The organism is Janibacter zhaoxuefangae, assembly GCF_050271985.1.
Classification (GTDB): Bacteria; Actinomycetota; Actinomycetes; order Actinomycetales; family Dermatophilaceae.
In genome coordinates, this window is sequence record NZ_CP189849.1 from 1,008,655 (window position 1) to 1,022,385 (window position 13,731).

A 13,731-nucleotide genomic window follows, 5' to 3' on the forward strand; every position below is an offset into this window, starting at 1 on the left:
CTTTCGACGTTCGTGGCCCATGCGGGCCCGGAGTGACTTCCCCGCGCCTCACGGCGGGACCCGGCGTGGCGGGTGCCGCCGCGAAGCGCGGGCTGGTTCAGCTGGCGATCTGGAAGGCTCCCCAGGAGGCGCAGAGCGGGGTGACGTGGTCGTCGACGAAGGCGACGTGCGCCGGGTGCTTGATGTAGGCCGACCAGGCGTCGGCATCGGCGAACTCGGCGACGATTCCGACGTCGGCGTTGCCGCGGTTGAGGCCCAGGTCGGTTCCGGAGCGGAACGAGGCGACGCCCTCGATCTTGCTCGGCAGCTCAGCCATGGCGGCGATGAACGATGCGCGCTGCTCGTCGGTCGTCTCGTCGGTGAAGGTCATGCTCCAGACGTGGGTGATCATGCTGTCCCTGCTTCCTGTGGGTGGTGGATGGTGGGTGCCGGGTCAGGCGATGGTCGCGAAGCCGCCGGTCCAGGTGATCTTCTCGCCCGCGGCGAGCGTGAGCTGCAGGAAGCCGATGGCCTCCAGCTCACGGGCGCGCTTGAGGGCGCCCGCGTCAACGGCCTTGAGACCGCCGGAGGTCACGATGCCAGCCAGGGTCGACTTCGCGTCGGCGTCGTCGCCCGCGATCAGGACCGTGGTGGTCTCGTTGCCGACCGTGCCGGAGGCCAGGGTCGCGGCGAAGGTCGTGTTGAAGGCCTTGAGGACCTTCGAGTCGGGGAGCGCGGCGGCGACTTCGGCCGCGGCGGAGCCGTCGGCCGGGACGACGAGCGAGTCGAAGGTCTCGAAGTTGAGCGGGTTGGTGATGTCGACGACGACCTTGCCCGCGAGGCTGGCGCCGCGCTCCGCGATGACGGCCGACAGGGCCGGGTACGGCACAGCGAGCACGACGACGTCGCCGATGACCTGGGTGTCGGTGTCGCCCTGACCGATGAGCTGGACGGTGTGGTTGCCCCGGCCCGCGACGGCTGCGATGGCCTGGCCCATGTTGCCGGTACCGATGATCGAGATGGTGCTCATGCCTGCTCCTAGAAAGTTGTTGGTTTAAGTAACCGTACTCGGCATTACTTGAAGAAGCAACCATTGCCGGTAGTGTGGGGGCATGAACACCAACTGGCTCAGCGAGGACGAACGGGCTGCTTGGGTGCGGCTGGTCGCCGTGGTCGAGCTCCTTCCTGGCGTGCTCGACACCCAGCTCCGCAAGGAGTCCGGGCTGACGCACTTCGAGTACTTCGTGCTCGCAATGCTGTCCGAGGCGCCCGACCGGACGCTGCGCATGACCGAGCTGGCACGTCGCACCAACGCGACCCTGCCCCGCCTTTCACATGTGGCGAGGCGCCTCGAGGACGCCGGATTGGTCATGCGGTCGGTCTGCCCGGAGGACCGACGTGCGACCAACGCGAGCCTCACCGACGGGGGATGGGAGCGCGTCGTGAGCGCAGCTCCCGGCCACGTCGGTGCCGTACGTCGCTTCGTCATCGACCGGCTCTCTGCAGTCCAGGTCGAGCAACTCGGCGACATCGCCGATGCCCTGCTCGGTGCGCTGGACCCGGACCGGCGGCTCACGGGGCTCTACGACCCGCCGGGAGCCGCGCCCGCCCAGAGTCGCCAGGAGTAGAAGCCCGGCCTCGACCTGCGACCTGGTCAGAAACGTGTCCACGGAGCGGTATCCGAGGTTTCGACGGTCGGGTCGGTCGCTTGGGCGATGCGGCTAGTGTCGACGTATGGCTCACTCCCACGTCACGCTCGGTGCGATCAACATGGAGGCCAGGGACCCGGCAGACCTGGCCCGGTTCTGGGCTGCGGTCACCGGTGGCGAGACGTCGGGCGGGAGCGACGCCGTCTACCTGGCGCCGAACGGGCCGGACGGGTTCGGCATGTTCTTCCAGCGCCGGACCGAGCCGCGTCCCGATCGCCAGGACACGCACCTCGACCTCACGGTCCCGTGGGGCTCGCGCGTCGACGAGGTTCGGCGGCTCACCGAGTTGGGCGCGGTGCAACGCTGGGACGTGCTCGATGAGGTCCCGCACGTGCAGTGGACCACGATGGAAGACCCGGAGGGCAACCTCTTCTGCATCGCCGAGCACCCGCCGAAGCACGCCCCGGACGCCAGCAGCCGCTGACGTCCGGCAGAGTCACGACGGAGTTCTGACGTGACAACCGGAAGCACCCCCGAGCGACCGAAGTCGTCCGAGGGTGCTTCCGCTGGATTTCCCGTCTCGACCCCGCGTTGTGGCAGGTCACGAGACTGTCGGACCGTGTAGAGCAGCTGCCGGTCCTCCGCGCCGGTGACGACGCCGTGGACGACGTCGGTGATGCCCTGGGCGGTGTGCACCGTAGAGGCGTAGCCGAGCTCGACGTGGGAGGCGACGTAGTCCGCGGGCAGCGTCGCATGGAGCCGCGAGGCGAGGTGTCGCACGGCCAGGCCGCCGTCCGCGCGCACAGCCTCGACCTGCCAGCGGTCGCCGTTGTCTTGCCCGACCCGGCTGGCGCGAGGGCGAGATGCACGCGCGCGCCGCTGGGCGCCAGCGCGGTCACCATGTCCTGCTGGCCGCGGTTGAGCGGTACCCCGTCAAGGATCGCGGCGAGCACCGACAGCTCCACGTCGTCGGCAGACCACGCGAGGCCCGGTGGGCGCCCGGCAGCTTCGACGATGCGCTGCTCGGCCTCCAACACACGACAGCTCGTGTTGTGATCCCGGCCCGTGTGCCGGTAGACGCTGGTGCCATCCGAGCGGCGCAGCACGGACGGCTCGGTGATCAGATCAAGTTCCGGCGTCAGGTTGATCGACAGGCGACGGACCGCGTCGTCGACGATCCACTCGACGACCTCAGCCACCCGGTCAGCAGGCACGGCGACGCCCCGCACTTGGCGTAGTGCCTCGGCGCGCACATGCCAGACCTGCCAGGTCGCCCGTCGTGACTCAATCTCCGCGATCACCCGCTCAGCGGCTTCGTGGATCCACGCCGTCGTGACTTGCTGCTCCGGCCGCGGGGCAGGGCGAAGGGCCTTCGACACCATCGATTCGACATTCCGCTCGGACCCGAGCGCGTCGACGGCTTCGCTCCACCAGGCCTGGCGCTGCTCGGCATACGACCGCGGCTCGTGCTTGGCCTCGCGCGTCTCCAGGTTCGCCTGCTGTGCCAGCGCCACCGACTCGACCGGTGTCGGTGGGCGGCCGTGCCTCGTTCGGAGCTCCCGTGCCAGCTCCCGTTGCCGCGCGGCGATGGAGGTCCGCCGCTGCGACCACCGCTCACACAGTTTCGCCGACACGCCCTTGATCTCGCGCACGGGCCGCTTGCCGCGCGCGCCCGCGGGCCGCTCGACGGACCTCACTCCGAGCGTCTCGACCAGGTGCCGCTCCAGGGCCGTGTTGTAGGTCGCCGACGCGGCGACGACGTGCTCGTGCAGGACCCTGCCGTAGATCGAGAGCCACTTGCCCGAGCCCGTCTGCACCTTGTCGGCCACCGCGACGTGGGTGTGCAGATCGGGGTCACCCGCCCGGGAGTCGCGGTGCGTGATCGCCGTCGCGTTGAGCCCACGCGTCTCGACATGCCGGGCACCGTTGCGCCCCTCCCGGGTGCACCTGAAGATCATCCGTGCTGAGTTCGATGCCGTGCGGCTCTCGGCGGTGAAGCCGTCCGACGTCCGCGCGTGGTGCGCGAAGCTCAAGGCCGAGGGCCGGGCCGACTCTTACGTCTACGCGCTGCACGCCCGGCTTGAGGAACTCCAAGGCGAGGAGGCCGAGCAGGCTGCCAAGGGCTTGGAGCTTCCCTACGAGGACTGGTGCGACCCGCTCGACGAATGACCGCTCGGTTGTCGGGGGCGGCTGCGAGTATTGCCGGATGGCAGGTCCGAAGCTGGTCCGGTTCCCGGGGTACCGAGACTGGGAAGAGAAGCGCATCGAAGCGAGCAACGCCATGATGGGTCTGCTCGCCGGCGCACGACTGGCTGCCCACCTCCTGAAACTGACGGAGGGATCGAGCCATCTGCTGCCAGAGGTCTTCCCGCAGGTCGACCACATCGGCCGCTTCAATCTGACGACCGAAGAAGCCTCAGCGATCCTCGCGTCGGCGGACACCCACCTCGGGGCGATGAGCGTTCCTTACGCGCTGGCTCTGCACGAGGACTACCTGAATACCTGCCTTGACCTGCTGCATCGGTCGGGATTCTGCTCGGCGGGCACGGTCGCGAACACCAAGCTCGCGGCACAGCACCCGAAGATCGCTCAGTTGACCGGGGGAGCGTTCAATGCCGACCGGCTCGTCCAACTCGACACCCTTCGGCTCATGCGCAACTGCATGATCCACGACGGCGGGCGAGCGGACAGTGCCCTGGTCAACAAGGTGGCGTCATGGTCCACGGCAACGGAAGCGCTCTGGACGAAGGTTGCTCCATCGCTACGGGGAATCTCTGTCGGTGACCCGATCAGCTTTGGCCACCAGCAACTCATCCTGGTGTTGGCGGTCACGAAATTCCTCAGCCGTGAGGCGAATGTCCTCATCCAGCCCGTCGTGTCGCGCGAGCTCTGGGCGGACGTCGTCGTGGCGGACGTCGCCGCGCAGCACGGTGGGAAGCTGCCGCTGCTGCCGGAGCGCTTGAAGAAGGCTCGCGGTGTCGCGAGGTTCGACTACGCGCCGCTTCGGTTGACCGACCCCGAACTCCAGGCCGCTCTGGGCCGGTACTGAGAGAGAACAAAAGCGGGGCTCTTCCCATTGAGCTACACCCTCGATGAGGGGCCAGGACTCGAACCTGGGTCTCCGCGCTTCTGTGGAGTGTCTGGCTGTGAACCAGTAGGCCGTGCGCCCACTCCTGTCGAACACCACAAGGGTAGCAGGACCGGCCGACGGATGCGGGCCACGCGAGTCGATCCGGCGGTCGCCAACCTCGGCCGTGACGAACAGTCGCCAGCCGCTCATCCGGATCTCCTGCGGTATTTCGTCCCGATCGGGCCAAGCGAAAGGGCCCTTGACGCCGCGTTTCCGCAGGTCAAGGGCCCTTTCGGGGTTACGGCATCCGTCAGATGTCGTAGTACATCTCGAACTCGTGCGGGTGCGGACGCAGCTGCAGGGGAGCAACCTCGTTCTCGCGCTTCCACGCGATCCACGTCTCGATGAGGTCCGAGGTGAAGACGTCACCCTGGAGCAGGAACTCGTGGTCCTCCTCGAGGGCGGTGAGCACCTCGGGCAGGGTCGTGGGGACCTGGTCGATCGCGTCGTGCTCCTCGGGCGGCAGCTCGTAGAGGTCCTTGTCGACCGGCTCCGGGGGCTCGATGCGGTTCTTGATGCCGTCGAGGCCGGCCATGAGCTGGGCAGCGAAGCACAGGTACGGGTTGCTCGAGGGGTCCGGGATGCGGAACTCGATGCGCTTGGCCTTCGGCGAGTTGCCCGCGATCGGGATGCGGATACAGGCCGAGCGGTTGCGCGCGGAGTACACGAGGTTGATCGGGGCCTCGTAGCCGGGCACCAGACGGTGGTACGAGTTCGCCGTCGGGTTCGTGAAGGCGAGCAGCGCCGGAGCGTGCTTGAGCAGGCCACCGATGTACCAGCGCGCGAGGTCGGACAGACCGCCGTAACCCTGCTCGTCGTAGAAGAGGGGCTCGCCGTCCTTCCACAGGCTCTGGTGCGTGTGCATGCCCGAGCCGTTGTCGCCGTAGATCGGCTTCGGCATGAAGGTCGCCGACTTGCCGAGCTCCCACGCGGTGCTCTTGATGACGTACTTGAACTTCATGATGTCGTCGCCGGACTGCAGCAACGTGTTGAAGCGGTAGTTGATCTCCTGCTGCCCCGCGCTGCCCACCTCGTGGTGCGCACGCTCGACCTCGAGGCCGACCTTCGCGAGGTTGAGGCACATCTTGTCGCGGATGTCGGCGAAGTGGTCCACCGGCGGGACGGGGAAGTAGCCGCCCTTGATGCGGGTCTTGTAACCCTTGTTGCCGCCCTCCTCGACGCGACCGGAGTTCCACGCGGCCTCGATGGAGTCGACGTGGTAGTAGCTGCCCTTGGGCGAGGTCTCGAAGCGCACGTCGTCGAAGACGTAGAACTCGGCCTCGGCGCCGAAGTAGGCGGTGTCGGCGATGCCCGTCGACTTGAGGTAGGCCTCGGCCTTCGCCGCGACGTTGCGCGGGTCGCGGCTGTACTGCTCGCCGGTGAAGGGGTCCACGATGGAGAAGTTGACGATCAGCGTCTTCTCTTCACGGAAGGGGTCGAGGTAGGCCGTCTTGACGTCCGGCACGAGCTTCATGTCGGACTCGTGGATGGCCTGGAAGCCGCGGATCGAGGAGCCGTCGAACATCTGGCCCTCGGTGAAGAAGTCCTCGTCGATCGACCCGGCGGGCACGTTGAAGTGCTGCATGACGCCGGGCAGGTCGCAGAACCTGATGTCGACGAACTTGACGTCCTCGTCCTTGATGAACGCAAGGACCTCGTCAGGGGAGCTGAACAATCCATCCTCCTGGGGTGGGGGCGGCCAAGGTGACCGCGGTTGTTGCCACGAACCTAACGGGCGGCAGTTTCCCGACCGTGACCCGGATGTTTCGTGGGTGTTACGCGTCCTCCACCGTATCGAGATGTGGACACGGGCACGACCTGGTCCGCCCCCCGAGACGTCTCAGAACAGCCGACCAGCGTCCTCGGCGCCCGGTTCCTCAAGGGCGAGGAGGAACCGTTTGCGCTCCAGCCCACCCGCGTAGCCCGTGAGTGAGCCGTCGCTGCCGATCACCCGATGGCAGGGCACGACGATGGACAACGGGTTGCTGCCATTGGCCGAACCCACGGCCTGCGCGAGATTCCGGTCGCCCAGCGCCGTGGCCAGCGCGCCGTAGGTACTGGTCCGCCCGTACGGGATCGCGCGCAACTGCTCCCACACGCGCAGCTGGAACGGCTCGCCCACGGGCGCCAACGGCAGGTCGAAGGTCGTCCGCTCGCCGGCGAAGTAGCCGTCCATCTGGTCGGCTGTCCGGGTGATGAGACGGTCATCGCGTGACGCCCGCTCGCCCAGCGCCTCGACGCCCGGGTGACGCAGGTGCCCGTCGAAGAGCAGGGCCACCAGGGCATCGCCGTCGGCGACGACGGTGAGGTCGCCGACGGGGGAGGGCACGAGGGCGTGACGGCGGGCGCACACGGCCCCATTATCGTTGCCCGGTGTGACACCCCCACCCGCACACTCCGGTCCGACGAGCCACGAGGCCACGGCCGGCCAGCATCACGGCGCGCGGCTCGGCCTGCCCGCCAGCGGGACCGGTTCCCTCGCGACACTGGGTCGGCGCGTCCCGGCCCTGGTGATCGACTGGTTCGCCTGTCAGGCCATCGCCCTGGGGCTGCTCACCCGACTCATCGACGTCGACCCTGGCGCCCGCAGCTTCCTGCCACTGGCCGTCTTCCTCGTCGAGAACGTCGTCCTCGTCGCCCTCACCGGCACGACGCTCGGGCACCGACTGCTCGGCATGCACGTCGTCGCGCCGCACCGTCCAGGGGTGAGTTGGCTCCAGTCGCTGATCCGCGCAGTGCTGCTCTGCCTCGTCATCCCGGCGGTCGTCTGGGATGCCGACGGGCGAGGCCTGCACGACCGCGCCGCCGGCACCCTGCTCCTGCGGACCTGACCCTCAGGGCGTCCCACCTCCGGACAACGCCGCGGACGACGGCCCCGGCGCACCACCAGAGCCCGCCGACCGAACGGTCGACGGGCTCTCGTGTACTGGGCGGCTGGGCTCAGCGGCCGCGCAGGTTCTTGCGGTCCATCCGCACACGGGTCGGGTCGACGCCGGCGGGGATCCCGGACCGGACGCCGGGCAGGGACTTGAGCCGCTTGTTGACGACGGCCATCTCGTCCTTCGTCAGGGTGGGCTTGAGCTTCATGAGGGTGCGGGCGACCTTCGCCACCGGCACCTCGTCCTTGCCCGAACCGACGTGGACGACGTGGATCGGGACGCCGGGCGCGACGCGGGCGACGCGCTTCTTCTCCTTGTCGAGCACCTTCAGGGCACGGCCACGCGGGCCTTCGGCGAGCAGGACGATGCCGGGACGGCCGAGCGCGCGGTAGACGAGCGCGGCGTTCTGGACGTCGCCCGGGCGCGCGGCGTCGGCCGCGACGGGCTCCTGGGAGTAGTACCAGTTGCGGCGCAGGGCCGAGAGCGCACCCGCAGTGGCGCCGGTCTGGCCCTCCATCTGCGAGTAGGCGGCCCGCTCACCTCGGCGGGCGAGCACGATCATCGCGGCGAGCAGCGCCATCGGGATCGCGACGACGAGGGAGATCAGCGGGTGTCCGAGGAGCCAGCCGATGCCCTCGACGACGAGGAACGCGACCAGCGCGGCCGCGACCATCCAGAGCGTGATCTTCGGGTCGATCGTCTTGACCGTCTTGTGGACGGACAGCATCTGCTTGAAGGCGTTCGGCTTCTTGGGAGCCTTCGGCTCCTTGGGGGCCTTGTCGGCCTTCGGGGTCTTGTCGCGGGCCATGCGGGTCTTCTGCTTTCGGTGGTGGTCCGACACGTCGGCGGAGCGGTTCGGGTCGTCAGGATCTCAGGCCGTGGCGGCGCGCGCGACGAGCGACGCGGCCTCCTGGCGTGCGGGGTCGGCCGCGGCGGCCTTGAGGTGGCTGAGGTGCTCGGGGATCGGGCGACCCCACTTCTCCATGGCCGTCGCCCAGAGGCGACCGGCGCGGTACGAGCTGCGCACCAGCGGACCGGCCATGACGCCCTTGAAGCCGACCTCCTCGGCGAGCTCGCTCCAGTGGACGAACTCCTCCGGCTTGACCCAGCGGTCGATGGGGTGGTGCAACTTCGAGGGGCGCAGGTACTGCGTGATCGTGAGGATGTCGCAACCGGCGTCGTGCAGGTCGCGGATCGCCTCCTCGATCTCGTCGTCGCGCTCACCCATGCCGAGGATGAGGTTGGACTTCGTCACCAGGTCCGCCTCGCGCGCCATCGAGAGGACGCGCAGCGACTTGTCGTAGGTGAAGGCGGGCCGGATCTCCTTGAAGATGCGCGGCACGGTTTCGAGGTTGTGGGCGAAGACCTCGGGGCGGGCGTCGAAGACCTGGCCGACGAGCTCGGGCTTGGCGCCGAAGTCGGGCGGCAGGATCTCGACGCCGGTGTTGGGGTTGAGCGCGTGGATCTGACGGATCGTCTCGGCATAGAGGCCGGCGGCGCCGTCGGGCTGGTCGTCTCGGGCCACACCCGTGACGGTGGAGTAGCGCAGGCCCATCCGCTGCACCGACTCCGCGACGCGGCGCGGCTCGTCGAGGTCCAGCGGCATCGGGCGACCGGTGGCGATGTCGCAGAAGTCGCACCGCCGCGTGCAGGTGTCACCGCCGATGAGGAAGGTGGCCTCGCGGTCCTCCCAACACTCGAAGATGTTGGGGCAGCCGGCCTCCTGGCACACGGTGTGCAGGCCTTCGCCCTTCACCATCGCGTGGAGTTCCTGGTACTCGGGGCCCATCTTGGCCGTCGTGCGGATCCATTCGGGCTTGCGCTCGATCGGGGTCTGCGCGTTACGGGCCTCGACTCGCAGCATGCGGCGGCCGTCGGGTGCGACGCTCACGTCTCTCCTTCACCCTGCTCGTGGGTGCCCGTCGTCGGCCGGGTGCGCCGGGGGCACAGCACCGCCCGGAGGTCGCCGGGCGTCCCAACAGACTACGCCTCCGGCGCGCCGAGCATTCCCCCGGCCGTCGTCAGCGCGAGACGGGGCCGAGCACGTCCTGGAGGTGCTTCTCCACGTAGGGGAGGGCGTCGGCCACGGTGATCGTCCGACCGGCCTCGAGGCTCAGCGAGCCGACCTTCGCGTCCGGGATGCCGCAGGCGATGATGTTGTCCTGCCAGGAGAGGTCGGCGTCGCAGTTCAGCGAGAACCCGTGCATCGTCACGTCCTGGCTGACGCGGATGCCGATCGCGCCGAGTTTGCGGTCCGGCCCGCGCTCGTCCGCGGTGACCCAGATCCCCGAACGGCCCTCGACCCGCGTCGTCTCGACGTCGAACTCGGCGCACACCCGGATCATCATCTCCTCGAGCCGGCGCACGTGGGCGACGACGTCGACGGGGCTGGGCAGGTGCACGATCGGGTAGCCGACGAGCTGGCCCGGTCCGTGCCAGGTGATCTTGCCGCCACGGTCGACGTCGATGACGGGAGTGCCGTCGAAGGGGCGCTCATGCGGCTCGGTCCGCTTCCCGGCGGTGAAGACGGCGGCGTGTTCGAGCAGGAGGACGGTGTCCTCCGACTCACCGGCGACGACGGCGGCGTGGACCTCTCTCTGCCACTCCCAGGCGGCCGAGTAGTCGACGAGTTCCGGGGCGAATCCGAGGTGGACGAGGCGCATGCGAGCAGGGTACGCCTGCGCCGGAGACGCCGCGCCTAGAGGCGGCGCGGCTCGATCCGCTCCTCGACCGCGGAGCCGTGGGCCCCCTTCGTCACGATGTACGCGCCCTTGCCGTCGACCTCGCTCACGGCCTCGACCAGTTCGGTGCCGCGGTAGACCAGACCGACCCCGTCGTCGGAGCAGTGCGTCTCGCCCAACGTCCCGTCGGCGACGAGGGCGTGCACGAGCGGGCGGCGCCTGGCCTCGTTGTCGTAGTGGACGCCGTTGCCGTAGGGGAGCAGCCCGAGACCGTTCGTCACCGGGCGCAGCTCGGGACCGAAGGAGTCGGTCGTGCCGCCGTCGAACCAGCAGATCGAGCCGGCGCTGACACCGCTGAGCACGACGCCGGCCTCCCACGCGCGGCGCATGATGGCGTCGAGCCCGTGCAGGCGCCACAGCGCGAGCAGGTTGGCGACGGATCCGCCCATGGTCCACACGACGTCCTGCTCGAGCACGACCTGCTCGAGGTCGTCGTGGTTGGGCATGGGGAAGAGGCGCAGCTCGGTGAGGTCGAAACCGGCGACCCTGGCCGCCTCGTGCATGCGGGCGCTGTAGTGCTCCTGGTCGCCGATGGCGGTCCCGACGTAGAGCACCCGAGGTGCGCGGCCGGTGACGCCGGACAGGTCGACGGCGTGGTGGACGAGATCGTGGAACTCGATCATCGTGCGGGTCCCCATGCGGAGACCTCCGGACGTGGCCAGGATCGTGGGAGCGTCTGCAGGCATGACAGCAGGCTATGACGGAGCGCCTGTGGAGAACTTTGGGGGCGTCGTCGCGAGTTCGGGCAGGCTCGATCCATGGACGAATCGCCGGTTGTTCCGGGCTACACACTCCTCGAGGTGATCGGGTGCGGGGGCAGCGCCACGGTGTGGCGCGGCCGCCGCGACGCCGACGGACAGGCGGTGGCGGTGAAGGTCGTCCGGCCGGCCTCGCCGGGCGGCGACGCCGATCTGTCGGTCGGGTTCGAGGGGGCGCTGCGGGAGGTCGTCATGGACCCCGGTGGGGCCGGGTGGGGTCCGGAAGGGGGCGGTGAGCACCTCGTCCGGTGCCATGAGGCCGTGCCGCTGGGCCGGGAGGCGGGCGACGGCGTCGCACTCATCCTCGACCTCATGGAAGGGGGCAGCCTGCACGACGTCGTGGCCGCACGAGGTCATCTCTCGCCGGGGGAGACCGTCACCGTGCTCGTGCCGCTGGCGCGGGCCCTGGCCGCCCTGCATCGGCGCGGCATCGTCCACGGGGACGTGACGCCCGGCAACGTCCTCTTCGACCTGGCGGGCAGGCCGGCCCTCGGGGACCTCGGGGTCGCCCGGCTCGCGGGCGAGGAGGGGCTGCCCGTGAGCGGCACCGACGGTCACATCGCGCCGGAGGTCGAGGCCGGCGCGCCACCCGCGCCCGCGAGCGACATCCACGGCCTCGGGGTGCTCGGCTGGCTCTGCCTCACCGGTGCCCCGCCGGGACACATCACAGCCCGGGTGCCGTTGGGGGAGCTCGCGCCCGGGACCCCACGGCCGTTGCTCGAGGCGATCGAGGCCTGCCTCGATCCGTCACCCGGGAGGCGGCCGGATGCGGATGCCGCCGCGCTCGCGACCTTTGACGCCGCGCCGGCCGAGCCCCTGCGCCTCGTCCTCGGGGAGGACGCCGCCGCCGGCCTGACCCATCGGATCCGGGCCGCCGCGCGGGAGCCGGCGCCGGGGCTCTGGGACGACCCCACGCCCCACGTCGAGCCGCTGCCGCCCACGGCCAGCGAGCGGCTTGCGGCCGGTGCCCGCCGGGTCGTCGGCCACCCTCGACGGAGCCGGGCGGAGGTCGTGCCGCCGACGCTGGCGCGACATCCGGTCGGCCGCGGCCGTCGGGGCGCCCGCGGCAGGCACCGGGGCGCGAGCCCCCGGCGACGTCCGCGCCTGTCGGCTCGGGCGGCCGCTGGACTGGTGGGTGCGCTCGCCTGCGCGGTCCTCACGATGTCACCCGGGTGGGGTGAGGGGCCGACCACGTTGCCCAGTCCCGGGACGGAGGTGAGCACGCCCCGGTCGGCCACGGGGGCCGATACAGCCGTCCTGCGCGACCCGCGCGCACCGCGGACGGACCCGGTGTCGGTGGTGCGGGCGATCGCCCGGGCCCGGGCGGAGGTGATGACGACGGGGGATCTGTCCCTCGCCGAGGAGTTGGATGCGCCCGGATCACGGGCGCTGCGGGCGCACCGAGAGGAGCTGGAGCGGCTCGCGCGCTCCGGGGCCCGCTACGAGGAGGTTGCCTTCGACGTGAGTGCGGTCAGCACGCGCGCGGCCGACGCCGAGCGTGCCGTCGTCCGGGCGAGGGTCGACCTGCGCGGACACATCATGGTCACCGCGGACGGTCGCCGGATCCGACGGCAGCCGGAGACCGCCGAACCGCTCGACTTCGTCCTGCGCCGGGTCGAGGGCCGGTGGCGACTCGAGGACGTCCTGGCAGTCGACCCCGCATGAGGGTCAGCGGGGGACCAGCCACTCCAAACAGCTGCCGAGGTCCGGATGGGCGAAGGTGAAACCGCTGTCGACCAATCGGCCGGGTGACACCCGTTTGCTCCCCAGGACCTCGGTGGCCATCCCACCGAGGACGAGCTTCAGGGCGGGGGACGGCACGGGCAGGATGGCCGGACGGTGGAGCCGAGCTCCGAGCGCCTTTGCCACCGCGCGCTGCCGGGCGGGCGCCGGCGCCGAGAGGATGACGGGACCGACGATGTCGGGCCGATCGATGAGGTGCGTCAGGGCGGCGACCTCGTCGACCAGCGAGATCCACGGCCACCACTGTCGACCCGAGCCGAGTGGGCCGCCCAGACCGAGGCGGGCCAGCGGCAGCACTCGGCCCATGGCGCCACCCTCACGCGAGAACACGATGCCCGTTCGAGCGAGGGCGACGGAGGCGCCCGCCCCAGCGGCCGGTGCCGTCGCACCTTCCCAGGCCTGCACGAGCTCGCGCAGGAAACCCGTGCCGGGCGCGGACTCCTCGGTGAGGATCTCGTCGCCCCGGTCGCCGTAGATGCCGACCGCCGAACCGTTGACCAGGCGGATGTCCGTTCGTCCCGCGGCGATCGCGCTCGCCAGGGCCGACGTGCCGTCGGTCCGGGAGTGCAGCAACTCGTGTTTGCGCGCGGGAGTCCAGCGACCCTCGTTGATCGGCGCCCCGGCGAGGTTCACGACGGCCGTGACACCCGCCAACGCCGCCGACGGTACCGTGCCTGCGGCGGGGTCCCACTGGACCTCGTGGGGAGCACGAGGGGTCCGGCGCACGAGGTGGATGACCTCGTCACCGCGTGCCCGCAGGGACGACGACAGCGCGCCGCCGACGAGCCCGGAGGCTCCTGTGATGGCGACGCGCTGCGTCATGTCGTGCTCCTCAATCGGAGGCGGGTGCGA

The 13,731-nt window shown here is 70.1% G+C and carries 16 protein-coding genes and 1 pseudogene; 7 read left to right on the forward strand and 10 right to left on the reverse strand.

Annotation, left to right across the window (positions count from 1 at the left end):
• Positions 1-97 precede the first annotated feature (97 nt).
• Complete coding sequence (locus ACQBAS_RS04735; protein WP_427385238.1) at positions 98-391, reverse strand: Dabb family protein; 294 nt, start codon at positions 389-391, stop codon at positions 98-100.
• A 42-nt stretch (positions 392-433) separates the two neighbouring features.
• The gene (locus ACQBAS_RS04740) at positions 434-1,009 is read right to left on the reverse strand and encodes an NADPH-dependent F420 reductase (RefSeq protein WP_427385239.1); all 576 of its coding nucleotides are present in this window, start codon (positions 1,007-1,009) and stop codon (positions 434-436) included.
• An 82-nt stretch (positions 1,010-1,091) separates the two neighbouring features.
• On the opposite strand from ACQBAS_RS04740, the gene ACQBAS_RS04745 reads away from it, so the two are divergent.
• The 3 genes from ACQBAS_RS04745 to ACQBAS_RS04755 all read left to right on the forward strand — a co-directional run bounded on the left by ACQBAS_RS04745 (position 1,092) and on the right by ACQBAS_RS04755 (position 2,866).
• Positions 1,092-1,607, forward strand: a complete 516-nt coding sequence (locus tag ACQBAS_RS04745) for a MarR family winged helix-turn-helix transcriptional regulator (RefSeq protein WP_427385240.1) — start codon at positions 1,092-1,094, stop codon at positions 1,605-1,607.
• 106 nt (positions 1,608-1,713) lie between these two features.
• Positions 1,714-2,112, forward strand: a complete 399-nt coding sequence (locus tag ACQBAS_RS04750) for a VOC family protein (protein ID WP_427385241.1) — start codon at positions 1,714-1,716, stop codon at positions 2,110-2,112.
• A gap of 379 nt (positions 2,113-2,491) precedes the next feature.
• Positions 2,492-2,866, forward strand: coding sequence for a hypothetical protein (locus tag ACQBAS_RS04755; RefSeq protein WP_427385660.1), 375 nt, complete (start codon positions 2,492-2,494; stop codon positions 2,864-2,866).
• A gap of 234 nt (positions 2,867-3,100) precedes the next feature.
• On the opposite strand, the pseudogene mobF reads toward ACQBAS_RS04755, so the two are convergent.
• Positions 3,101-3,586, reverse strand: a pseudogene (gene mobF, locus ACQBAS_RS04760) (MobF family relaxase); the annotation flags it as partial.
• Here mobF and ACQBAS_RS04765 point away from each other — a divergent pair.
• Both ACQBAS_RS04765 and ACQBAS_RS04770 read left to right on the forward strand, forming a co-directional pair.
• A complete protein-coding gene (locus ACQBAS_RS04765) occupies positions 3,570-3,797 on the forward strand; it encodes a hypothetical protein (RefSeq protein ID WP_427385242.1) in 228 nt (75 codons plus the stop codon). The pseudogene mobF and the gene ACQBAS_RS04765 overlap by 17 nt on opposite strands.
• Before the next feature lie 37 nt (positions 3,798-3,834).
• A complete protein-coding gene (locus tag ACQBAS_RS04770) occupies positions 3,835-4,677 on the forward strand; it encodes a hypothetical protein (protein ID WP_427385243.1) in 843 nt (280 codons plus the stop codon).
• 331 nt (positions 4,678-5,008) lie between these two features.
• Here the strand turns inward: ACQBAS_RS04770 and glnA are convergent, their stop codons facing one another.
• Together glnA and ACQBAS_RS04780 are read right to left on the reverse strand one after the other, a co-directional pair.
• Positions 5,009-6,433, reverse strand: a complete 1,425-nt coding sequence (glnA, locus tag ACQBAS_RS04775; protein ID WP_427385244.1) for a type I glutamate--ammonia ligase — start codon at positions 6,431-6,433, stop codon at positions 5,009-5,011.
• A 165-nt stretch (positions 6,434-6,598) separates the two neighbouring features.
• Positions 6,599-7,111 (reverse strand): methylated-DNA--[protein]-cysteine S-methyltransferase, encoded by a 513-nt coding sequence (locus ACQBAS_RS04780; RefSeq protein WP_427385245.1) that lies wholly within the window; start codon positions 7,109-7,111, stop codon positions 6,599-6,601.
• A gap of 22 nt (positions 7,112-7,133) precedes the next feature.
• Between ACQBAS_RS04780 and ACQBAS_RS04785 the strand changes: the two genes are divergently transcribed.
• Positions 7,134-7,589, forward strand: coding sequence for an RDD family protein (locus ACQBAS_RS04785; protein WP_427385246.1), 456 nt, complete (start codon positions 7,134-7,136; stop codon positions 7,587-7,589).
• 109 nt (positions 7,590-7,698) lie between these two features.
• On the opposite strand, the gene ACQBAS_RS04790 is transcribed toward ACQBAS_RS04785, so the two are convergent.
• The 4 genes from ACQBAS_RS04790 to ACQBAS_RS04805 all read right to left on the reverse strand — a co-directional run bounded on the left by ACQBAS_RS04790 (position 7,699) and on the right by ACQBAS_RS04805 (position 11,064).
• Positions 7,699-8,445, reverse strand: a complete 747-nt coding sequence (locus ACQBAS_RS04790) for a DUF4191 domain-containing protein (RefSeq protein ID WP_427385247.1) — start codon at positions 8,443-8,445, stop codon at positions 7,699-7,701.
• 63 nt (positions 8,446-8,508) lie between these two features.
• The gene (lipA, locus tag ACQBAS_RS04795) at positions 8,509-9,528 is read right to left on the reverse strand and encodes a lipoyl synthase (protein WP_427385248.1); all 1,020 of its coding nucleotides are present in this window, start codon (positions 9,526-9,528) and stop codon (positions 8,509-8,511) included.
• A 130-nt stretch (positions 9,529-9,658) separates the two neighbouring features.
• Entirely contained in the window at positions 9,659-10,300 is a 642-nt protein-coding gene (gene lipB, locus ACQBAS_RS04800) for a lipoyl(octanoyl) transferase LipB (RefSeq protein ID WP_427385249.1), read from the reverse strand.
• A 35-nt stretch (positions 10,301-10,335) separates the two neighbouring features.
• Entirely contained in the window at positions 10,336-11,064 is a 729-nt protein-coding gene (locus tag ACQBAS_RS04805; RefSeq protein WP_427385250.1) for a Type 1 glutamine amidotransferase-like domain-containing protein, read from the reverse strand.
• 72 nt (positions 11,065-11,136) lie between these two features.
• On the opposite strand from ACQBAS_RS04805, the gene ACQBAS_RS04810 reads away from it, so the two are divergent.
• Positions 11,137-12,801, forward strand: a complete 1,665-nt coding sequence (locus ACQBAS_RS04810) for a protein kinase domain-containing protein (protein WP_427385251.1) — start codon at positions 11,137-11,139, stop codon at positions 12,799-12,801.
• 3 nt (positions 12,802-12,804) lie between these two features.
• Here ACQBAS_RS04810 and ACQBAS_RS04815 read toward each other — a convergent pair whose 3' ends face one another.
• Positions 12,805-13,701 carry a TIGR01777 family oxidoreductase gene (locus tag ACQBAS_RS04815; protein ID WP_427385252.1) on the reverse strand — a complete coding sequence of 299 codons (897 nt, stop codon included), beginning with the start codon at positions 13,699-13,701 and terminating at the stop codon, positions 12,805-12,807.
• Positions 13,702-13,731 lie beyond the last annotated feature (30 nt).

Excerpts from the sequence above, each read along its gene's own strand:
- ACQBAS_RS04735 (WP_427385238.1), bottom strand. The coding sequence starts at position 391 with ATGATCACCCACGTCTGGAGCATGACCTTCACCGACGAGACGACCGAC.
- ACQBAS_RS04740 (WP_427385239.1), bottom strand. The coding sequence starts at position 1,009 with ATGAGCACCATCTCGATCATCGGTACCGGCAACATGGGCCAGGCCATC.
- ACQBAS_RS04745 (WP_427385240.1), top strand. The coding sequence starts at position 1,092 with ATGAACACCAACTGGCTCAGCGAGGACGAACGGGCTGCTTGGGTGCGG.
- ACQBAS_RS04750 (WP_427385241.1), top strand. The coding sequence starts at position 1,714 with ATGGCTCACTCCCACGTCACGCTCGGTGCGATCAACATGGAGGCCAGG.
- ACQBAS_RS04755 (WP_427385660.1), top strand. The coding sequence starts at position 2,492 with ATGCACGCGCGCGCCGCTGGGCGCCAGCGCGGTCACCATGTCCTGCTG.
- ACQBAS_RS04770 (WP_427385243.1), top strand. The coding sequence starts at position 3,835 with ATGGCAGGTCCGAAGCTGGTCCGGTTCCCGGGGTACCGAGACTGGGAA.
- ACQBAS_RS04790 (WP_427385247.1), bottom strand. The coding sequence starts at position 8,445 with ATGGCCCGCGACAAGACCCCGAAGGCCGACAAGGCCCCCAAGGAGCCG.
- lipB (WP_427385249.1), bottom strand. The coding sequence starts at position 10,300 with ATGCGCCTCGTCCACCTCGGATTCGCCCCGGAACTCGTCGACTACTCG.
- ACQBAS_RS04805 (WP_427385250.1), bottom strand. The coding sequence starts at position 11,064 with ATGCCTGCAGACGCTCCCACGATCCTGGCCACGTCCGGAGGTCTCCGC.
- ACQBAS_RS04810 (WP_427385251.1), top strand. The coding sequence starts at position 11,137 with ATGGACGAATCGCCGGTTGTTCCGGGCTACACACTCCTCGAGGTGATC.
- ACQBAS_RS04815 (WP_427385252.1), bottom strand. The coding sequence starts at position 13,701 with ATGACGCAGCGCGTCGCCATCACAGGAGCCTCCGGGCTCGTCGGCGGC.